The organism is Rhodococcus sp. BH4 (genome assembly GCF_002079265.1).
GTDB classification, from domain to species: domain Bacteria; phylum Actinomycetota; class Actinomycetes; order Mycobacteriales; family Mycobacteriaceae; genus Rhodococcus_F; species Rhodococcus_F qingshengii.
The window spans coordinates 36192-57198 of the sequence record NZ_CP014942.1 but is presented as its reverse complement, the minus strand read 5'-3'; the positions used below and the strand labels follow the sequence as shown (position 1 = coordinate 57198).

Here is a 21007-nt window from a genome sequence, read left to right as displayed (position 1 = left end):
GATCCTTCGGTCGTTGTGCACACAACAGCAACCGGTTTGCTCAGAAAAGGGAACATCAGCGATGACCATGACAGACCGCCCGCCCGGGGCACATACGACGCAGCCACCACACGCGTATCTGGGAGCAACGGACTTCCTCGACATCGAGCACGAATCCGTGCGGGCGTTCACCGCCGCGGCAATCGGGGATGCGAGCAGCGACCGTGACAAGGCCAGACGCCTCTTCGCCGCCGTCCGCGACCGGATCTGGTACGACCCGTACACCGTGTCGGACGATCCTGCCCACTATCGAGCGAGCTTCGTCCTCGAGACCGGGCGCGCTTATTGCGTCCCGAAGGCGGTGCTGTTGACCGCAGTGTGCCGGGCGGCGGGTATCCCGGCACTGCTCGGTTTCGCCGACGTCCGAAATCACCTGCAGACCGAGACGTTGCGCGCGCTGATGGGCGGCACCGACCTGTTCGTCTACCACGGCTACAGTCGCCTCTACATCGAGGGCCGGTGGTTGAAGGCCACGCCGGCATTCAATGTCGAGTTGTGCGCTCGTTTCGGCGTGCCGCCAGTGGAATTCGACGGCGATCGCGATGCTCTCATGCATGCCTTCACCGCAGACGGAGCTCAGCACATGGAGTATGTCCGCGAGCGAGGAGTCTTCGATGACCTACCCTTGAACGCGATCTTGACGGTGCTTCGGCACGCCTACGGCCCCACGATCTTCACGGGCGCTCACCCACTCGATGATGTTTTCACCGGCCGCACCCGGCCGGGCGAAACTCCCGGGGATCGAAACTCGCCGCGGGAGTCTCGATGAACACAAGCGGTGAGAACATACGCGCCGAACCCCGTATCGCGGCCGACTGCCGATCGGTCGGAGTTCTCTCCGCGAACAATCGCGATCGTGAACACTCGGACCGCCTCGGACACCTTCGAATCGGGTGAGCCGACACCTGCTGGCAGAGCTGTGCCACATGACTGTCTCGTCGCCGCGGCCGTGTTGAGGCCGGGCACCGGAAGTTGCACCGAACAGACGAGACCCGTTCTGCCGCTGGGGTTGCGGCTGCGGGCGATGAACGACCGATCCGAACGCCTCCCCGGGCACGAGACGACGCGCGATACCCATATCCCTCTCCTGTGTGCGCAACCGCTACCGCGAGAGCGGCCCGAACGGCGTCTACCGATGTCTCTTATCTATGCAAGGAGCGCAGCATGATGAACAACGCACCTCACACCCCCGCCAGGACCGTGGCGATCACAGGTGGAGCTCGCGGCATCGGCTATCAGACAGCGAAGGAGTTGATTCGACGAGGCCACCGGGTCGCCATCGGCGACATCGACGAGGCACGTGCGAAGGAGGCCGCCGCCGAACTCGGGGTGAAGGTCGTCACCCGACTCGACGTCACCGAACCTGACTCGTTCACAACGTTTCTGGACCTGGTCGAACGTGAACTCGGACCCCTCGACATCCTGATCAACAACGCGGGCATCATGCCTACCGGCCACGCCCACGAAGAGGACGATGCAGTAACCCGGCGTCAAGTCGAGATCAATGTCCTGGGGGTCATCTTCGGGACCAAACTGGCTCTTCAGCGCATGCTGCCGCGCCGCACCGGACACATCATCAACACTGCGTCATTGGCCGGCGAGCTCGCGGTACCTGGTTTGGCGACCTACTGCGCTACCAAGTTCGCAGTCATCGGATTCACAGAGGCCGCACGACTGGAGTATCGCAAGTCAGGGGTTCGACTGTCCACAGTCCGCCCGACGTTCACCAACACCGAACTCGTCGCCGGAACCGCCGGCGCAAAGGGATTACGCAACGCCGAGCCGGAGGAGATCGCCCGCGCGACAGCAGATCTGATCGAGAATCCACGCCCCTTCGTCCGCGTCACCCGTCTCGCAGGCGCAATGGTCGCGGCGGTGAAATTCGTCCCCCGGCGTCTGGTGACCGGACTGGGTGCGGCCCTGAACACAGATTCGGTGTTCCTCGCGGACGTCGACATGGCTGCTCGCCGAACGTATCTCGACAGAATCCGGAACAGCTGAGGATGCCGACATGCGCGCTCGACCATCCACCCGAAAGGCAGCCACAGTGACCCGCACGACTCTGATCGAGAACTATCCCCACCGGATGGGAGGGCACTGCGGGTCAGGTGCAATGCGAGACCTTCTCCAGTGGCACGGTCTGGGATGGGACGGACCACCCGACGAGGGGTTGGTGTTCGCACTGGGTGGTGATCTCGGTTTGTCCTACCTGCGATCGGACGACCTGGTCCCACCGATGTACCTGGTCGGCCGCGGTGCCGACTTCGAGATCGTCTTGCCGCGCAGGCTCGGCGGACAAGTCGAGGTTCTCACGACCGACGATCCCGCTGAGGGATGGTCATGGGTTCGCGACGACATCGATGCGGGACGACCCAGTCTGGTCTGGGCCGATATCGCTGAACTGCCCTACTTACGGGTGAAACTGCAGATGAGTCGCCACGACATCGTGGTGATCGGCTACGACGAGATCGGGGGGACTGCCTCGGTCGTCGACAACGATCGGGCCGATGTGCAGGAGATCCCGCTCGACGCGCTCGCTCGGGCGCGATCTTCCACCTCGTTCCCGCAACCGACACGTCACTGCACGTACCGAATCACATGGCCGCAGACACTGCCGCCCGTGTCGACTGCCGCGGCCGCGGCCTTTGCCCGATCCGCCGCCAGCATGCGCGCCCCATCGACACCGGGAATAGCCGACCACGTACCAGCGGCCGGTGCCGAAGGATTGGCCGCGGTCGACCAGCTGGCAACCGACGTGAAGAGCTGGGTCGACCTTCCGCCCGATGACCTCGAGACGCTGCTGTTCAGTCTCGGTATCTTCATCGAAAAGGCCGGAACCGGAGGCGGGCTCTTTCGTCGGCTTCTCGCCGACGGCTGTACCGAGATTGCACGTCTGACCGGTGATCCCGCTACCGCAGACCTCGCGGCGGCCGCCGATCACTGCGCCCAGGCCTGGACCGAAACTGCCCGCGCCGGAACACAACGCGGTCTCGATGTGCGAACACGCGCAGCTGCGGTGGCCGTGTCGGCTGCCAAACTGCCTGCACTCGAGCTGATCTTGGTGGAGTCCCTGGAGTCTGCTTCACGCTCGCTGGCCGCCACCACGACATGATGCCCATCGGCGTTCGACGGCGCGCGGTGCACGGCGCATCGCACTGTGCTGCAGCCGCTCGTGCCGGATCGCCCCAGGCGTGCGGAAACACCGAACGACCGAGGAGTTGCCGGACGGAACAGTCGGACGCCTCTCGGTGGACGCTGCATCGATGCCGTGTCGTTGCTCGGCAACAGACCCTGATCCCTGCCCCACGCCGACAACAATTCAGCCCGCCGACGGAAGCCCTCGATGTTTCGCGGTCACCATTTTCGGCTCGACGGCCGCGTCGTGTGCGCTATCGGGCCGGGCGGTGCGTTGAGTGAGAAGACTCCCGCTCGTGGTAATCATGGCGGGGGCGAGTGCGCCGACCGGTCGGACGAACGCCCGACCGGATGCTGCGGTGCAGGCCGAGCGCGCGAAGACGCGACAGACTCGGCACGGTTTCACGACAGAGAGGTCCGACCATGAAAAGAATTCCAGACGAGGTCAGCGGGTCGGCCGGCCCCGCTGTCGAGAACTGGGCGCGCTCGTTCTGGAGCACGACTTCCGAGTCGCCTGATCTACCGCCCCACCACCCCGACTGTCTTGGTTGTGGGCCGCAGAACCCGCACGGCCACGCCCTGTCGGTCCAGCGTGACGAGAACGGCGTGGTGGCTCACCATGTGTTCGATCAACGTCATGTCGGGGCACCCGGGATAGCACACGGAGGCGCGGTGGCGACCGTTCTCGACGATCTGTTCGGCTTCCTGCTCTACACAGTGGGTGAGCTCGCCGTGACGCGGCGTCTCGAGCTCGACTACCTGGCGCCGGTTCTGCTCGGCACTCCATACGTATTGCGTGCTGCCGTTCGGTCTCGTGATGGGCGCAAACTGGATCTCACGGCCACGATGGACGATGCGCAGGGCCGCTCGGTAGCCACCGCTACTGCCCTGTTCGTGGTGGTCGAGGTCGAACACTTCATGCAGTCCCAAGCCCGAGCCCAACTCCGGGCCACGGACACGAATCACACCGAAGAATAGACACCCTGGCCGACCTTCACCGACGTCCATCACCCGCGGTGGCTGTCGTACGGCTGCGTCTACCTGGCGCAAAGACGGCGAGGACGAGTGCCCCAGCGGCGGTCAGCGCCGCCAACGCCAGTGTCGCCTGACCACTTCCGTGTACGAATGCGGCTCTGGCGAACTCGGCCAGCGGCTGACCAGCTGGTCCTGCGCGGTCGGCGACCTGTAACGCGGCGGCCAGAGAATCGGCCACCGGACCACGGGCAGGCTCGGGTAGCTGGGGCAGAGCCGGCTGAATGTGCTGAACGTAACCGGCCGCGAGCACGCTACCGGCTACCGCAATCCCAATCGCGGCACCGATTTCGCGAGCTGCGTCGTTGACCGCGGCAGCCACCCCGTGCTTGGCCTCAGGAGTGTCCGAGACGATGGCGAAAGTCGCAGGGGCGGTACACAACCCCAAACCCGCACTCATGATGAGCAAGGGCCACAGCAGGTCAGGGTAAGTCGCCGCGACGGTCAGTCTGCTCACCATCACCAGTCCCGCCGCGATGGTGAGCAGACCTACAGTGGTCATCACCCGCAGGCCAACAATGTTCGACAGCCAGGGTGCAATCACCGAGATCACGATGAGCGGCACGACCATAGGGGTCAACGCCAACGCGGCGGTGAGCGGTCCATAACCGAGAATCAACTGCAGATACTGCACCAACAGCAAGAACACCCCGAAGGTCACCAGAAATTGGATACAGACCGACAGTGCGCCGGCACCGAAGCCACGGCGGGCGAACAACCGGACATCGAGTAGGGGTGCCGAGGAACGTAGTTCTACGACGACGAACACCACAACTGCGAACAAGCCCACCGCAGTGCTGATGGCGACGAGCGAATCCGACCAGCCACGGGCCGGAACCTCGATCACAGCGAAGACGATCGCCCCGACCGCGACAACTACGGTCACCGCGCCCACCCAATCGACCGGTGGATGCTCCTGCTGGCGGGACTCCGCGATACTGCATGCCAACCCGGCCAGAACCGCTCCGGCGACGGTCAACCCGACGAACACCGAGGTCCACGACCACTGTTCGAGCAGCACACCAGCCCCGAGGATGCCCAGGACCGCCCCGGATCCAGCAACCCCGGCCCACACACCTACAGCGCGACCGCGATGCGCCGGTGGAAATCCCGCGGTCAGTATCGACAGCGTCGAGGGCATGACCAGCGCCGCACCCGCCCCAGCCAACGCGCGAGCAGCGATCAGCCACGCCGGGTCGGCGAGAAACAAGGGCAAGGCCGACGCGAAAGCGAACAACGCCAACCCCGCCACGAGCACCCCGCGGCGACCGTACCGGTCACCGATCGCACCGGCAGGCAGAACGAAGCACGCCAAAACCAGCGTATAACCGTCGACTATCCAGGTCAGTTGAGCTTGCGTCGCCCCTGTCGCGACCGCGATCTGTGGCAACGCTGAATACAATGCCGCCATTGCGGCCACCACTAACGCGACTGCCATGCACGACACAATCAACATCCACCACTGGGCACCGCTCCATCGAGCGACGCTGGCAGAGTCGGATCTACGTTCGTTCAACGGCCAGCCTCCCAGTTCGAGACTGATCGTCTCGGTACGAGACTATTAGTATCATAACTTTGCGGGTGTGACAGAATGGTCATGCGAGGACATGTCTTGTCAGTCAAATGGAGCGGAGCCCGTTCATGGTCGACCCTCTCGTTGCGGCCGAGGGCCCGGCCGACCCCCGGCTGGCGCGCTCACGTAACCGGTTACTCGAAGCGGCGGGCCAGCTGCTGGCCACCGGCGGTGTCGAGGCGGTCACCGTGGAGGCGGTCACCCGCATGTCGAAGGTTGCGCGTGCCACGCTGTACCGCCACTTCGGAAGTACCACTGACCTGCTTGCTGCAACCTTCGAGCGACTACTACCCCCAGTCGACACCGATATCGATACCGGTCCGCTACGCGAACGTCTGATTTCGTTGCTCACCACCCAAGCCGACCTCATCGAACAAGCTCCGGTGCAGATGACCACGCTGGCCTGGCTGGCAATGGGACCCGTCAACAGCGGCGACGCCAGCCGGCGCGATCTCGATCCTGGCGCGGTGGTCTCGCTTCGGGCCCGTGTCATAGAGCAATACCGCAGGTCCCTGGATCAGATCCTGACGGCCCCTGACGCCCGCGCTGTGCTCGGCGAGATCGACACCACCTTCGCCCTCATTCAGCTCCTCGGACCGATAGTGTTCGCTCGCCTCACAGGACTGCGCCACATCCACGCCGACGACTGCATCCAAATCGTCGACAACTTTCTCGCCGCCCATGCCGCAAGTGTCCGATCGAGCACTTCGCGCGACAACAGCCGTCCATGGCCGGCCGCGACGCTAGACCCGCAGCTCACCGACGGCCAATAAAACTTGATGCGAAATTTCACCATCAATGCGCTATCCAGTCAGGGATCGCAGCGCTCACTGGATACGGCCGGACGTGTGCTCGAGAACTCGGAGTTGCACTGCAGTGCACTTCTGACATCGTGCAGCCGTCTTCTGAAACTGACAGTCGTTCCAGTGTCTCGGCGTCGTCGCGAAGTACCGGTGTGCTGATCTCGTTGGCCCTACTTCCTGGGTCGCTCGCCGTGGGCGCGCGACAAGCGTGGGTGGACTGTAAAAAACGACTTCTCGAGTTCGTCGAGACCGATGTACCGGGGCGTGGCCGGCAATTCGTGCCGCGGCCATCGTAATTGCCCGTTCAGGACACCTTTCGGGCGTGAAGACGCTCGACGAGACCGAGAGTGAACCGGTCGATGTCCTCGATGGAGAAGCTCTCGTCACCGGCGATCGCGAGCGAGGGCCGGCGCAGAAAGTGCTCGCCACCGACCGGGACGCTCACCAGTTCCAGAAGGCGTTGGATCCATCGAACCGGCCGGATCGACGAGGCGACGTGATCGGCGAGGAGCAACGTTCCACCTGGACGCAGCACTCGCGACATTTCCGCGAGCGCGATGTCCGTGGCGGGGATGGCGCAGAGCGAGAACGTGCACACCACGGTGTCGAAAGATGCATCGGGAAAATCCAGAGCGTGAGCGTCCCCGAGAGCTAGGCGAGCGTCGGGTCTGACGCCGGCGGCCCGAGTATGCGCCTGCGCGAGCATGTCCGGGCTCAACTCGATTCCGGTCAACGACGTCCCTGCCGGGTAGTGCTCGAGATTGAGTCCAGTTCCCACTGCGACCTCGAGAACCTGGCCTCGGGCGCGACTGCAGATCCAGGACCTGGTGTCGCGGAAGAGGACTCGGTCGAGAAAGGTCATGTGCTTGTCGTAACCGGCCGCTTGCTTGTCCCAGAATCGCTGCCACCGGGCGAGACGGTGCGTTGGATCGACGACCATCGCTCAGTGCTCCCGGCCGGGAGCGATGGGTGCCGCGGCGGTGCGTGAGGCCCCGGACTCGGGGTGCGCCGCGAGATAACGCTTCTTGACCAGTTCCGATTCCTGCGCTTTGCGGGGGTTCGTCAGATCGTGCGGCAGCATGTGCCGCACGAGGCGGCGTTGCCGATTCTCTTCCATGTACGAGGCGGTGAAGAACACCGAGAGCAGGACCGCGAGAAGCACCATGGCACCACGCAACCACAGCTCACCCGGAAAGAACATGAACACGGCGTAGATGGGAAGAAACGGAACCTGGCCGCGAATGAGGTGCCGAACGACGGCGTGATCACCCGTCAGATCGTGGGCCACCCAGTCCGTCATGGTCGAGGGAAGAGGACGACCGAAGGCGTAGCCGACCCACTGCCACGGCGTAGGGCGGGTCCTGTAGCGGTTCACCGGGCCGGGGTCATTGTGCTCTGGCGCATCCCCAGTCGCCGCATTGCCAAGCTGGCCGGGCACCATCCGACTGCAGAATACAGCAGCAGATTGCCACCGACGAATGCTGTCAGGGCATGCCAGCGGCGGTTGTGAAGGGAACCGGCGGCGAGGCTGGCGAGGATCATGGTGCCCGCCAGTGCGGGGACTGCGCGTTCGATACTCGGTCCGCCGGGGCCGGTGAGGGTGTCGGTGCATGACATGAGTTCGGTCCTCGATTCTGTGAGTGTGGTGCGGCACCACATGTATACCCCAGGGGGTAGGTGTCAACATTCAGCATACCCCCTGGGGTACCATGCTAGGGTTCCTCCATCTTCCCGACCAGTAAGGACATGATGTGAGTTCTACGGACGTTCGAACCGACGAGAGTTCTGCAGACAGCTCGCCGCCAGGGATCACCGGCGGGCCGTTGGCGCGCTTCGGTGCGCGCATGGCCGGCAATTTCAAGTGGGTGGTGACGGCGTGGCTCGTGGTCATCATCGGATTGGGAGCATTTGCCCCGTCGGTGTTCGGCTCTCTCGCCGGTGCCGGCTGGCAATCCAACGGATCGGAGTCGGTCCAGGTTCGGGAACTTGCCCAGGAGCATTTCGGTGGGAACTCCTCGGCCGCGATACAGGTGGTCGTGCACTCGGACACCGAGCAGGTGACCGATCCTGCTGTGGCAGCTGTCATTTCCGAGGTCACCGACATTCTGGCCGCCGACTCGCGAATTTCCGAGGTCATCGCCCCGCAACCGGGGATGTCGATCAGCCCGGACGGGCACACCGGAATCCTCATCGGTGGAGCGAACGGGACGACCGACGAGATGGTGAAGGCGGTCGACGATCTCAAAGGCGAGTTGACCGCGGCCTCCACGGATTCGATAGAGGTCTACCCGACGGGAGCCTCCGCGCTGTGGAGTGACTTCAACAAGGCCAACCACGACGCGATGATCAAGGCCGAAATCATCTCCTGGCCGGTCACGTTGGCGATTATGGTGCTCGCATTCGGTTCGCTCGTCGCTGCGGGCCTGCCTCTGCTGTTGACGCTGGCCGGTCTGGTTGCATCCGCGGGTGGTCTGGTTCTGCTGAACGAGATCACGCCGATCTCGGTGTGGGCCATGAACTTTGCGATGATGTTCGCGCTGGCGCTCGGTATCGACTACGCGCTGTTCCTCGTCGTGCGATTCCGGGATGCCCTGCGGAAGACGATCGACGCCGGACGAATCGACTCACGACGCGCGGTGGCCGAAACCATGGATACGGCAGGCAAAGCCGTCCTGCTGTCGGGACTGACAGTGTTGATCAGTTTGTCGGCCGTACTCCTGGTACCTGCACCTGCTGTGCGCACGATGGCGGTGGGCATCATGCTCGCGGTGGTGTTCGTGCTCGCTGCCACACTCACCCTGCTTCCCGCAGTTCTGGGCAAGCTCGGACCGAAGGTCAATGCCGGGTCCCTCCCGTACGCGAAGCGACAGGTGCATCGCTCGCCGAAGTTCGCGTCCTGGGGTCAGTTGTTGCACAAGCATCCGTGGCCGTTCGCCATCGGTTCGCTGTTGATTCTGGTGGCGCTGTCGATTCCGGCGCTGGGTCTGAAGGTCGCCATGCCGTCCATTTCGGTTGTGCCCGAGGATGCTCCGGTCCGGCAGGGCTACGAATTGGTGCAGGCGCAGATGGGTGAGGGTGCACCAGGCATGCTGCAGATCATCGCCCCCACGGCGGAGGCGGAGCAGACCGCGCAGATCGCAGCGAGCGTGGCCGGCGTATCGATGGTGACGCCGCCGATGCCCGCCATGGACGGATCCGACTTCGTCATGCTGCAGGCGATCCCGAACGTGGACCCGTCGGACCCCGCACTCGAGACCACGCTCGACGCCTTGCGCGCCGAGCTGCCCGAGGGTGCGATCGTCGGCGGTGCACCGGCGGAGAACCTGGATCTGCAGTCTGCGTTGAACGAGTATCTGCCGATCGTGGTGTCGGTGATCCTCGTGCTCGGATTCCTGTTGCTGCTGATTGCGCTGCAGGCACCGCTGATCGCCCTGCTCGGCACGGTGGTCAGCCTGCTGTCCACCGGAGCGGCCTTCGGTGTGGCCAAGCTGATCTTCCAAGACGGTCACGGCTCGTCGCTGCTCGGATTCACCCCGCAGGGCTTCCTGAACGGCTGGGGACCGGTGTTCTTCTTCGCGATGATCTTCGCAATTGCGATGGACTACACGGTGTTTCTGCTGTCGAGCGTCAAGGAACACTACGAGAACACCGGTGATCCACACGGTTCTCAGGTCGACGGAATGGCGCACTCGGGACGGGTTATCTTCGCGGCGGCCGCGGTGATGATCGCGGTGTTCTTCTCGTTCGCGCTCGCCGAACCACTGCCACCCAAGGAGATGGGCATCATTCTGGGTGTCGCCGTACTGTTGGACGCCATTCTCATCCGCTTGGTTCTGCTGCCGGTTCTCCTGCGCCTGACCGGCCACGCCGCATGGTGGTCACCCACGTGGCTACGAGCAGTACTGCCCAAGATCGGCTTCTCGCACAGCTGAGTGTCACCGATCTCGAGCAACACAGTGGTGGCCGAGGCCGTTCGGCTTCGGCCACCACGACCACCCTTACCCCTAGGGGTAAACTGGAGTTTCATCGAACGAAGGACTGAACGACATGACCGGTGACACCGAAAGCATCGCATTGGTATTGAACCGTTTGCGGCGTGCGCAGGGTCAGCTCGCAGGAGTGATCTCGATGATCGAGAGCGGCCGGGACTGCAAGGACGTCGTCACGCAACTGGCCGCGGTATCGAAGGCTCTCGACCGGGCAGGCTTCAAGATCGTCGCCACCGGACTCCGTGAGTGCATCACCGGAGCGGAAACAGGGGAGAAGATGACCGAGGCCGAGCTCGAGAAGCTCTTTCTCGCCCTCGCCTGACAACGGTCCGATCACCCCCGCATCGATGCACGGGGGTGATCGGAGCGAGGCAGGGTAGCCGGTTCGAGGTGGGGTGATCGGGCCCGCGACGTGTCAGCCCCTGTGCGCTGGACCGGGCTGCTCGTCCGGGCGGGTGAACACCACACGTGCCCAGAGAACAGTGGAGAGCAACGCGGCCACCGCACCCAGATACAGGCCTGTCGATGGGCCTGCGAACGTCTGCGTCGGTGCCAGTGACTGACGCGCCCAGATCGCAAGCACACCGAAGACTGTGGTGACGCCATTGCCCGCCAATGCCAGAGCGGCCCATCGAAACCGCCGAACCAGACGCGCGATCGAGGCCACCGCAGCGGTGAACGTGACGCTGAATGCGGTGAACAGCGTCGCCAAAACCCCGGCTGATTCCGCGTCGGCGTGTGCGGTGCGTAGAAGAACGTCGTATCCATGGGCGCCGCCGGTGTGTGGAAGCACCACGCCGAGCACGGCCGCCGACACCAGAACGAGCAGATACGGCGTGATCCGGGTGACCACGACCTCCGGTATCACGCGGCGTTCTATGGCCTCGAACACCGACCGGTAGTGGCTCAGGTCGCCCTCGCGGTCGTAACTGTGCGGCGGTCGACCGTTCACGCTCGGCCGGTGAGAATGGCATTCCAATACAACGCCGGCAGTCCGCGTCTCTTGAGGAACCACATGTCGCGGCGTTCGCGGGTGGTGTCGATCAGCGGTATCGAGGGGGCCGGCTGCATCGTGTAGTCGAACTCGGCCAGAAGCATCGTCTTGCGAGAGGTGGTCAAGGGGCAGGAGGCGTACCCGCCGTACTGTGCGGTCAGTGGACGGCCGGCGATGCTCGCCTGCAGGTTCTCGGCGACCACGGGTGCTTGCTTGCGGATGGCGGCACCGGTCTTGGAGTTCGGTGACGATCCGGCGTCACCGAGGGCGAAGACGTTGTCGAATCGACTGTGCCGCAGTGTGTTCTTGTCGATCTGGACGTATCCGGCTGGATTCTCGGGGTCCGCTATGGGGCTGGCCTTGATCCAGTCCGGTGCGGATTGGCGCGGTACGACGTGGAGCAGGTCGTAGGGTAGCTCGTCGGTGGTACCTGCGCTGTTATCAGTGATCGTCACCGATCGGCCGTCCGGGTCGACGGCGGTGACTTCGCTGTTCTTGCGCACCTCGATGCCGTAGCGCGCCACGACTCGTTCGAGCTCCTCGGCGAACACCGGTACCCCGAACATTCCGGGTGTGGGTAGGACGAGGACAACTCGGATGGCGTCGAGCACGCCCTGCTCTCGCCAGTAGTCGGCCGCGAGGTACGCGATCTTCTGCGGGGCACCCGCGCATTTGATGGGGCCGGACGGCATCGTGAACACTGCGGTGCCCGACCGCATCTTCTGAATCATCTGCCACGTCTTGGGTGCGAGATCGTAGCGGTAGTTGCTCGAGACCTGCGGGGTGTCGATCGATTCGGCCATACCGGGCACGGAGTCCCAGTCGAGCTGGATGCCGGGGCACACCACCAGGTGGTCGTAATGGATCGTAGTTCCCGAGGAGGTGCTGACCGTCTGGGCATCCGGGTCGACCCCCTCGGCGCGATCCTTGATCCAGCCGACGCCCTGGGGCATCACCGACGCCTCGCTACGCGCACTTTCCGCGGCCGGGGCGCGGCCTCCACCGACGAGCGTCCACAAAGGTTGGTAGTAGTGGGTCTCTGCCGGCTCGATGATGCCGATGTCGGTCATTCCTGCTCGCCGCAGACGTGCCGCGAGCGAAATACCGGCGTTGCCTCCGCCGATGATCGCGACTTTGTGGTCGATGGTGTGCGCGGACATGTGGTCCTCCTGTTCGAGACACGAGCTCGGTGAGCTGTCTCGATTTCGGTTGGTGCCGGGGTGGTTCAGCTCGACGTCGGTGTGGGCGCGAGCCGTGTGGTCACGACATTGGTGGTCATTGAGGCCAGGTGCACTGCATCCACAGCAGTCGTGCTGGAAGGTCATTCCGGCGTTCGAGCAGGTGGTGCAAGGACACGTGCCGAGGTGTACGGACGCCCTCTCCCTTGATTGATCGTACGGATGTACGTACATTATGGATAAGGCTAGTCGCCGATTCCGACAAACGCCACACTCGGGACGAATCAAATTTCCTCGTCCGCCCCGAGTCGGCGAGTGCCGGACGGCCGAGGAGGACGTGATGGTCGGCAACCGCTGCGGTGTCGCTGTGAGTGGTTGCGCCGCGCTGGATCGGTCGGTTGCGATGCCCCTGGTCGCCCAGTGGAATGCCGCCCATTCCACCTCCACCTTGTGAGATCGGGACCGTGCCTCGCCGCACAGGACCTCCTGAAAATACCCCACGGGGTACCATGAATTTTGACGCCCCTACGAACGCCACCACGATCGACAAGGAGATTTGAATGCTTCTCGAACGCATCTACGACGAAGACCTCGCCCAAGCCGGATACTTCATCGGCTGCCAGGCCAAGGGGGAGGCAGTGGTGGTCGACGCCCGCCGCGACATCGGTGTGTACCTGGACCTGGCCGCTCGGCATGGCATGACCATCACCGCCGTGACCGAGACCCACATCCATGCCGACTACCTGTCCGGCACTCGCGAGCTTGCGAAGGCCACCGGGGCGGTCACCTACGTCTCAGGAGAGGGCGGCGACGACTGGCAGTACGGCTTCGAGGCCGAACGCCTCCACGATGGCGACACGCTGGCTCTGGGTAACATCACCGTGCAAGCCGTTCACACGCCCGGTCATACTCCGGAGCACCTCTCGTTCCTGGTGACCGACGGTGCCTTCGCCGATGCTCCGGGATACATGTTGACGGGCGACTTCGTCTTTGCCGGCGATCTCGGCCGACCGGACCTACTCGACGAAGCTGCAGACGGTGTCGACACCCGTTTCGAGGGTGCCAAACAGATCTTCCGCAGTCTGAAGCGATCATTTGTCACGCAGCCGGACCATATCCAGGTCTTTCCGGGTCACGGTTCGGGCAGTGCCTGCGGAAAAGCTCTCGGTGCGCTCCCGTCGACCAGCGTCGGCTACGAACGTCGCTTCGCTTGGTGGGCCGGGTATGTCGAGCGCGACGACGAGCAGGGCTTCGTCGATGAGATGCTCGACGGCCAACCGGATGCACACGCCTACTTCGGCCGGATGAAGCGTCAGAACAAGCAGGGCCCGGTCGTTCTCGGGCCACTCTCTCCGCTGCACGAGTACGACTCCACCGAATTGGCACGCGCTCTCGATTCCGACGAGGTCGTCCTCCTCGACACCCGCGGCCACGATGAGGTGCACGCCGGCGCTGTCCCCGGAGCGCTCAACATCCCCGGCGTCGGCAAGGCAGCCTCGTTCGGTGCCTGGGTCTACGACCCCGAGCGAGAGGACACTCCACTGGTGGTGCTCGCCGAGGACCGCACTGTCGCCGACGAGCTCCGTGATCACCTGCTGCGGGTCGGCATCGATACGGTGACCGGGTACGTCACAAGTCTACGAGGCCTCCCCATGACGACGCCCGAGACGATCGGTGCGGACGAGCTGGATTCGTTCGACTCGGCAATGGTGCTGGACGTGCGCAACAAAACCGAACACGCCGACGGCCACATACCTGGCTCCGACCAGCTCAGCGGCGGCCGATTGCTGTGGAACCTCGACGGACTGCCCACGGGCGGTCCGATCGTGACCTATTGCCAGAGCGGCGTCCGTAACGCGGTCGCAGCCAGCGCCCTGCGCCGCGCCGGCTACCGAGTCGTCGAACTCGAGGGCAGCTACGCCGCCTGGGCCGAGCGCAAGCTCGAAACAGTCTGATCGAACACGCCCGAATCGGAGGCGGTCGTGCTGTCCGCCGCCGGTTCGGTCCTGTGCTCGCCCAGCCGGCTCGCCGCGCCACCTGCGGTAGAGCAGACCCCGGGCGACACTCCCGATCCGGCACCGACTGGCCTGATCCGGGACCGACTGGGAAGTGACGTGATGCCGCGTCGCTACGCCGACGGATTCGCCAGGTTCGGCGCGATCTCCACCAGGAGCTCGTTCGCGCTCGGCGAGAACTTTCTCGATGCGAGGGTCGTCTCGTTGCGTGTCGACGACGCTGACGGATGGTCCGTCGTGGACGGGGGAGCTGCGGCACCCGAGGTTCTCGGTGAAGATCGCTTCGACGCGTACAGAGCATCACACCCGCCCGTACGGATGTACGTACATTTGTTGTACAGTGGCCTCGAGGGGGCCAGCAGCAGGCGGCTCGAATTCGGATTCCGACACAGATCGACAGGAGGGCCTCTGATGGTTGAACCAGATCGCAGTGCCGCGCTCGACCGCTCCAGTGCGATGCCGCTGTGGGCGCAACTGCATGCCGATCTGGTCCGCCGAATCGGTGACGACGAATTCGCCGGCTCCGAGTTCCCGGGCGAGCATGCGTTGACGACGAGCTACGGCGTCAGCCGTCACACCACCCGCGAGGCCCTGCGGCACCTGCGGAACGAAGGAATCTTGATTGCAGAGCGCGGTCGGCCTTCTCGACTGGCCGGTCCGCCGGTGATCGAGCAACCTCTCGGTGCGCTCTACAGTCTCTTCGCTGCCGTGGAAGCCACGGGTGTTGCTCAGCACAGCGTGGTGCGTGCACTCGAACTGCGGACCGACCCCGCGGTCGCTGTCACTCTGCAGGTCGGTCCCAAGGCTCCGCTGCTCTACCTGGAGCGCATCCGTATGGCAGGGGCCATGCCGTTGGCGCTCGACTATGCCTGGTTGCCGGGGGATCTGGCACGCGACCTCCTGGATGCGGACTTCACTCACACGGCTCTGTACATCGAGCTCGAGCAACGCTGCGGCATCCGCCTCACCGGTGGCCGCGAGGACGTCACTGCCGTCGTCCCGGATCGGGAGGATGCGGCAGCACTCGAACTCGATTCGAAGACCGCCGCGCTGTCGATCCGCCGCTTGGGTTGCATGAATTCCCGGCCGGTGGAGTTGCGGCACACAGTGGTTCGAGGAGATCGGTTCACCGTCTCGGCCACGTTCTCACCGAGCGAGGGCTATCGCTTCGTGCCGGCCACGCCGCTGCACGCCCTGTAAGCACCCACTGATCCAAGGAGCGTTGTTCATGACTGGAGCACCACCGGAAGCCGATCCGGCCGCTGCACACGCACTGATCGCCGAATCGGGAGCCATCCTGATCGATGTCCGCGAGGACGACGAATGGGCAGCCGGCCACGCCCCGGACGCCGTCCATGTACGCCTCGGCGATCTCGATCCTGCTGCCTACCCTCCTGAGCAGAAATTGGTCGTGGTGTGCCGCTCGGGCGCTCGGTCGAGCACAGCTGTCGCGGCCCTCACCGATGCCGGTCGCGCAGCGCACAATCTGTCGGGCGGAATGAAAGCGTGGCACGAAGACGGCCGCCCTGTGGTCCGTGATGACGGCACCCCCGGCGCAGTGATCTGACATGGTCGCCACCCTCGCGATCGCAGTTGCCGCAGGGATTCTCATCGGGCTCTCCCTCGGCGCACTCGGTGGTGGGGGATCGATACTGACTGTTCCTGCCCTGGTGTATCTCCTTGCGGTCGAACCGCAATCGGCAACGAGCGCCTCGTTGATCATCGTCGGAATCACCTCGATCATCGCGGCCATCAGCCATGCGCGAGCACGGCACGTTCGGTGGCGGGCAGCGGCAGTGTTCGGAATTCTGGGCTCGGTCACCGCCTTCGGCGGGTCGATCCTCAACCGATCGGTCGACCCGCAGATCTTGCTGCTCGCGTTCGCGGCACTGATGATCGTCGCCGCCGGTGCGATGCTGCGCCGCACCCGGCGCGGACACGATGCCGACCTACCGACACCGGACCCGGCCGAGACCGCGGGAACACGCCTGAGCGCCGTCGCGGTCGCCACGAAGCCCACGAAAGTGAAGATCACCGCGTCGCAGGTAGTCAAGCTGGTCGCGTCCGCGCTCGTCGTCGGCTTCCTCACCGGATTTCTGGGAGTAGGCGGCGGCTTCCTCATCGTCCCCGCTCTGGTTCTGGCACTGGGCTATTCGATGCCCGTCGCGGTCGGAACGTCACTGGTGATCATCTCCATCACCAGCGCGGGAGCCTTCACCGAACGCCTCGGCACGGGTGCCACCATCCCGTGGGAGATCGTCGTACCGTTCACCCTCGCGGCAATCGCAGGCTCGTTCGCAGGAAAAGTCATCAGCGACAAAGTCACTGCCACCACACTCACCCGTAGCTTCGCAGCCCTGTTGCTCGCCGTGGCCGTCTACGTCACCGTCCAGGCCTCCATGGCCCTGTAACGCACATCGTTGTGCATCACAGCCTATTTCTGCGCACGCAAATGCGGCGCATCGCACACCTGGATCGAGGAGATCGTCGATGACCGCACTGATTCCCCGCCCTGAGGCGGCCAGGCCGTATCCGGCGCGTAGTGAACCCAAGGGCTGGACACTGCTGCAGTTGGTGACCACCACCGATCACAAGACGATCGGCAAGATGTATCTGGTCACCTCGTTCGGTCTGTTCCTCATCGGCGGGTTGATGGCGTTGTTGATGCGATCCGAACTGGCTGTGCCGGGATTGCAGTTCCTGTCCAACGAGCAGTACAACCAGCTCTTCACCATGCACGGCACGATCATGCTGTTGCTCTACGCAGTCCCGGTGGCGTACGGATTCGCCAATTACATTCTGCCGCTACAGATCGGCGCACCCGACGTAGCGTTCCCGCGCCTCAACGCGTTCGCGTACTGGCTGTATGTCTTCGGGTCGCTGATCGTGCTCGCCGGGTTCATCACTCCGGGAGGTGCCGCGGACTTCGGATGGACCGCCTACACCCCACTGACGAGCGCACTGCATTCCCCCGGTGTCGGTGCCGACCTGTGGGTACTGGGTCTGATCCTGTCCGGCTTGGGCACGATCTTGGGTGCGGTCAACTTCATCACCACCGTGGTGTGCCTGCGCGCACCCGGCATGACGATGTTCCGGATGCCGATCTTCACCTGGAACATACTCGTGACCTCGGTGCTGGTACTGCTGGCGTTCCCGACCTTCGCGGCCGCGTTGGCCGGGCTGGCCTTCGATCGACACTTCGGTGGTCACGTGTTCGACCCGGCGACCGGGGGAGCGGTGCTCTGGCAGCACCTGTTCTGGTTCTTCGGCCATCCCGAGGTCTACATCGTCGCGCTCCCGTTCTTCGGCATCGTCTCCGAAATCTTCCCGGTCTTCAGCCGCAAACCCATCTTCGGCTACAAGGGCCTGATCTTCGCCACCCTCGGCATCGCAGCGCTCTCGATCACGGTGTGGGCGCACCACATGTACGCCACCGGAGCTGTTCTGCTGCCGTTCTTTTCGTTCATGTCCTTCCTCATCGCCGTGCCGACCGGGGTGAAGTTGTTCAACTGGATCGGCACCATGTGGCGAGGACAGGTCACCCTGGAAACCCCGATGCTGTTCAGCATCGGGGTTTCTGATCACGTTCCTGTTCGGCGGACTGACCGGTGTGCTGCTGGCCAGCCCCCCGATCGATTTCCACGTCACCGACACCTACTTCGTGGTGGCGCACTTCCACTACGTGCTGTTCGGGACCATCGTCTTCGCCACCTACGCCGGGGTGTACTTCTGGTTTCCCAAGATCACCGGACGCATGCTCGACGAACGCCTCGGCAAGTGGCACTTCTGGACGACGTTCGTCGGCTTCCACATGACGTTCCTGGTTCAGCACTGGCTCGGCAACGAAGGGATGCCGCGCCGCTACGCCGATTACCTGCCCTCCGACGGATTCACCACCCTGAACCTGATCTCCTCGATCGGAGCGTTCATCCTCGGACTGTCCACGCTGCCGTTCGTGTGGAATGTGTTCAAGTCCTACCGATACGGCGAGGTCGCGACCGTCGACGATCCCTGGGGCTACGGCAATTCCCTCGAATGGGCCACCACCTGCCCACCGCCCCGCCACAATTTCACCGAACTACCCCGGATCCGCTCCGAGCGGCCGGCGTTCGAGCTGCACTACCCTCACATGGTCGAACGTATGCGCACCGAAGCCCATGTCGGGCTGACGGGCCACACCGCCGACGTGCGGGCGCCGTCCGAAATCATCGCCGACGGCGTCGAAGAGGGCACCGCCAGCGGGACCTCAGGGGAGAGTCGGTGACGGGCACGCGGAGACTGCGCTCGACGGGTGCCGCTGTCCTGGTACCGGGGCGGGTGTCGTACGCGATAGCGGTCGCCATGGGGTTCTATGTGCTCGCGCTGATCCTGGTGTTCACATTCCTCGTCCCTCGACTCTCTCCCGGGTCAGCGACCGCTGTCACCGCTGCCGTGGTGGCCGGCTTCGCGGTGCTGCTGATGGCGGCGATGATGTTCGCAGCCCGCACGCCGCTGCATCCCGCAGCAGTGTCTCCGGTCCGCGACACGGCGGCGGACCGAGAGGACGACATCGTCGAAGGGTGGGCGGTGGTCCTGGAATCCGACGTCGATTCACGGCGGGTGGAACTGGAAGTGACGGTGCCCGGGGCCGGAACGTACCGGTGCGATGTGCGTGCAGAACGGTCGATCGTCCGCGCACTGGGACCGGTGCCACCATTTCGGTGTGGGTCGACCCGCAGCACCGTCGGTCGTTGACCTTGGTCGGGGTCGGTCCGAGCATCGACGATGCGTCCGGGAACGGGCGTTGCTGATCGAGCAACCTCGCCCGCACCCCGCGCGGCGGCGAAAGCCACTCCACGGTCGCAGACGTCGATCACGACCACCCTCCGTTGCCCGCCGGACGGCTGGCTGTGCTGGTGATCGACGTGAGTGTGCCTGCGCGACATCGATTCTCCCGCGACGAAGCCCCAGCTTGCTGGCGATGGCACGTGTGGTCGTGGTGTTGCACCTGATCGGGTGGGGACTGTTCGTTCACTAGGATGCGGACCTGCGCATGCACGGTCCGACCGGTCGACGCCGCGACGGGCGAGACCACGAAGACCGGGACCGTGACAACCGAGATCGCGAAGAAATACGACTCGGGTCGCAGCCCTGGCAGGACCAGGGCTGCGGACCGCGATCTACTTTTTGGAGAACATGCGGGAGAACAATCCCGGTGACTTCGGATCGGAGTCGTGCCCCTTGCAGCGATTGGACGCCGGAACGCCCCGCATCACCTGATCGACGTGTTGACCACATCCCGCCCACGTCGTTTTTCCGCATTTCTTGCACGTGACAGCCCTGCACATGAGTCTCTCCCTCGGTCGACGAATCACGCCCCAATATACCCTATGGGGTATCCGATTGAGGGTGTCGGGGGTGATCGGTCCTCGCGGCGGGCAGGGGTCCGCCCAAGCGGGCGACGTCGTAGACGAACTGTTCGGGTACCGCGCTGGTCCACGGCCGCAGGCCGAGTGCGGTCTTGATACCGATCAGGGCCTGTGCGATGGGTGGGCACCGGCGACACTGCCGCAGGTGCGCATCGATGCGGGCCGAGGCGTCGACATCGAGACGCCCGTCCAGGTAGTCCGATGCCGCGGCGAGTGTGCGCCTGCATGCCTGGGAGTCGTTTCGCGGGTGTGCGGGACCGTCGTCGAGGGCGCGTAGCAGCTTCACCCGTGCGCGGTGGATGCGCTTGTACACCGCCGCGGTGGTGAGCGCGCCGACCGCACCGATCTGTGTCGCCGTCCAGCCCTCGCCGTCGTGTAATGCCAGGACCATTCGATCCTCGACGGTCAACGTCGCCAGCGCCGCTCGCACCGTGGACCGATCGCTCAGCGCCTGCGCCACCGTCTCGGGATGCTCGAGGTCGCTGATCGGTCCATCGATCTCGCCCGTGCCCGACGGTTCGGTGCGCTGATTCTCCGCGCGTGCGGCCACATCGCGGGCACGATTGATCGCGATTCGATACAGCCACGTCGTGAGCGCCGATTCGGATCGAAACGTTCTCCGGTTGCGCCACGCGCGTTCGAGGACGTCCTGCACCAGATCGTCGGTATCGGCCGGTGATCGTGTCATCGCGGCTGCGAAGCGACGAAGAGTCGTGCCCTGGTCGATCAGATCGCGCGCGAAGCGCTCGTCGTATGCCGCGCTGTCGAGGTCGGGGCTGGGCTGTTCGCGCGAGGAGCCATGGATTGGTCCACTTCGTCGTTCTCGCCCGTCCAACAGTGA

At 64.3% G+C, this 21007-nt stretch carries 19 protein-coding genes and 1 pseudogene; 13 read left to right on the top strand and 7 right to left on the bottom strand.

All coding sequences use genetic code 11. From position 1 onward, the window contains the following. The first annotated feature begins 67 nt into the window (after positions 1 to 67). The 4 genes from A0W34_RS29590 (at position 68) to A0W34_RS29575 (ending at position 4152) form a co-directional block, all read left to right on the top strand. A complete protein-coding gene (locus A0W34_RS29590; RefSeq protein WP_054186661.1) occupies positions 68 to 808 on the top strand; it encodes a transglutaminase-like domain-containing protein in 741 nt (246 codons plus the stop codon). 395 nt (positions 809 to 1203) lie between these two features. Then, positions 1204 to 2040: an SDR family oxidoreductase gene (locus A0W34_RS29585; RefSeq protein ID WP_054186658.1), complete on the top strand. Its 837-nt coding sequence runs from the start codon at positions 1204 to 1206 to the stop codon at positions 2038 to 2040. Positions 2041 to 2086: 46 nt separating this feature from the next. Beyond that, entirely contained in the window at positions 2087 to 3151 is a 1065-nt protein-coding gene (locus tag A0W34_RS29580; RefSeq protein WP_042926000.1) for a BtrH N-terminal domain-containing protein, read from the top strand. Between the two features lie 446 nt (positions 3152 to 3597). Beyond that, positions 3598 to 4152 (top strand): PaaI family thioesterase, encoded by a 555-nt coding sequence (locus A0W34_RS29575; RefSeq protein ID WP_042925998.1) that lies wholly within the window; start codon positions 3598 to 3600, stop codon positions 4150 to 4152. 16 nt (positions 4153 to 4168) lie between these two features. Here A0W34_RS29575 and A0W34_RS29570 read toward each other — a convergent pair whose 3' ends face one another. Next, complete coding sequence (locus tag A0W34_RS29570) at positions 4169 to 5644, bottom strand: MFS transporter (protein ID WP_372510032.1); 1476 nt, start codon at positions 5642 to 5644, stop codon at positions 4169 to 4171. Between the two features lie 203 nt (positions 5645 to 5847). Between A0W34_RS29570 and A0W34_RS29565 the strand changes: the two genes are divergently transcribed. After that, entirely contained in the window at positions 5848 to 6552 is a 705-nt protein-coding gene (locus A0W34_RS29565) for a TetR/AcrR family transcriptional regulator (RefSeq protein WP_042925992.1), read from the top strand. A gap of 334 nt (positions 6553 to 6886) precedes the next feature. Here the strand turns inward: A0W34_RS29565 and A0W34_RS29560 are convergent, their stop codons facing one another. Genes A0W34_RS29560 through A0W34_RS29550 form a run of 3 tightly spaced genes read right to left on the bottom strand, consistent with a single transcriptional unit; the run spans position 6887 to position 8199 of the window. After that, positions 6887 to 7522, bottom strand: coding sequence for a class I SAM-dependent methyltransferase (locus tag A0W34_RS29560; protein WP_042925990.1), 636 nt, complete (start codon positions 7520 to 7522; stop codon positions 6887 to 6889). A 3-nt stretch (positions 7523 to 7525) separates the two neighbouring features. After that, positions 7526 to 7957 (bottom strand): DUF5313 family protein, encoded by a 432-nt coding sequence (locus A0W34_RS29555; RefSeq protein WP_042925988.1) that lies wholly within the window; start codon positions 7955 to 7957, stop codon positions 7526 to 7528. Continuing rightward, entirely contained in the window at positions 7954 to 8199 is a 246-nt protein-coding gene (locus A0W34_RS29550) for a YgaP family membrane protein (protein WP_042926020.1), read from the bottom strand. The genes A0W34_RS29555 and A0W34_RS29550 overlap by 4 nt, the downstream gene beginning before the upstream one ends. 134 nt (positions 8200 to 8333) lie before the next feature. Between A0W34_RS29550 and A0W34_RS29545 the strand changes: the two genes are divergently transcribed. Together A0W34_RS29545 and A0W34_RS29540 are read left to right on the top strand one after the other, a co-directional pair. Beyond that, positions 8334 to 10514: an MMPL family transporter gene (locus tag A0W34_RS29545; protein ID WP_054186659.1), complete on the top strand. Its 2181-nt coding sequence runs from the start codon at positions 8334 to 8336 to the stop codon at positions 10512 to 10514. A 115-nt stretch (positions 10515 to 10629) separates the two neighbouring features. After that, positions 10630 to 10893, top strand: coding sequence for a metal-sensitive transcriptional regulator (locus tag A0W34_RS29540; protein WP_042925979.1), 264 nt, complete (start codon positions 10630 to 10632; stop codon positions 10891 to 10893). A 93-nt stretch (positions 10894 to 10986) separates the two neighbouring features. Here the strand turns inward: A0W34_RS29540 and A0W34_RS29535 are convergent, their stop codons facing one another. Next, positions 10987 to 11523: an Rv2732c family membrane protein gene (locus A0W34_RS29535; RefSeq protein WP_042925977.1), complete on the bottom strand. Its 537-nt coding sequence runs from the start codon at positions 11521 to 11523 to the stop codon at positions 10987 to 10989. Then, positions 11520 to 12725, bottom strand: a complete 1206-nt coding sequence (locus A0W34_RS29530; RefSeq protein WP_054186660.1) for an NAD(P)/FAD-dependent oxidoreductase — start codon at positions 12723 to 12725, stop codon at positions 11520 to 11522. The genes A0W34_RS29535 and A0W34_RS29530 overlap by 4 nt, the downstream gene beginning before the upstream one ends. A 578-nt stretch (positions 12726 to 13303) precedes the next feature. Between A0W34_RS29530 and A0W34_RS29525 the strand changes: the two genes are divergently transcribed. The 6 genes and pseudogenes from A0W34_RS29525 (at position 13304) to A0W34_RS29500 (ending at position 19492) form a co-directional block, all read left to right on the top strand. Further along, positions 13304 to 14698, top strand: coding sequence for an MBL fold metallo-hydrolase (locus A0W34_RS29525; protein ID WP_042925976.1), 1395 nt, complete (start codon positions 13304 to 13306; stop codon positions 14696 to 14698). A 27-nt stretch (positions 14699 to 14725) separates the two neighbouring features. After that, a complete protein-coding gene (locus A0W34_RS33850) occupies positions 14726 to 15958 on the top strand; it encodes a GntR family transcriptional regulator (protein WP_231915860.1) in 1233 nt (410 codons plus the stop codon). Between the two features lie 28 nt (positions 15959 to 15986). After that, the gene (locus tag A0W34_RS29515; RefSeq protein ID WP_042925975.1) at positions 15987 to 16325 is read left to right on the top strand and encodes a rhodanese-like domain-containing protein; all 339 of its coding nucleotides are present in this window, start codon (positions 15987 to 15989) and stop codon (positions 16323 to 16325) included. Between the two features lies 1 nt (position 16326). Continuing rightward, a complete protein-coding gene (locus tag A0W34_RS29510) occupies positions 16327 to 17169 on the top strand; it encodes a sulfite exporter TauE/SafE family protein (RefSeq protein WP_042925974.1) in 843 nt (280 codons plus the stop codon). Between the two features lie 79 nt (positions 17170 to 17248). After that, positions 17249 to 19022 (top strand): annotated as a pseudogene (gene ctaD / locus A0W34_RS29505) (aa3-type cytochrome oxidase subunit I). Then, the gene (locus A0W34_RS29500) at positions 19019 to 19492 is read left to right on the top strand and encodes a hypothetical protein (RefSeq protein ID WP_058228376.1); all 474 of its coding nucleotides are present in this window, start codon (positions 19019 to 19021) and stop codon (positions 19490 to 19492) included. The pseudogene ctaD and the gene A0W34_RS29500 overlap by 4 nt, the downstream one beginning before the upstream one ends. Positions 19493 to 20125: 633 nt before the next feature. Here the strand turns inward: A0W34_RS29500 and A0W34_RS29495 are convergent. Then, positions 20126 to 21001, bottom strand: coding sequence for a sigma-70 family RNA polymerase sigma factor (locus tag A0W34_RS29495; RefSeq protein ID WP_074447159.1), 876 nt, complete (start codon positions 20999 to 21001; stop codon positions 20126 to 20128). Positions 21002 to 21007: the final 6 nt, after the last annotated feature.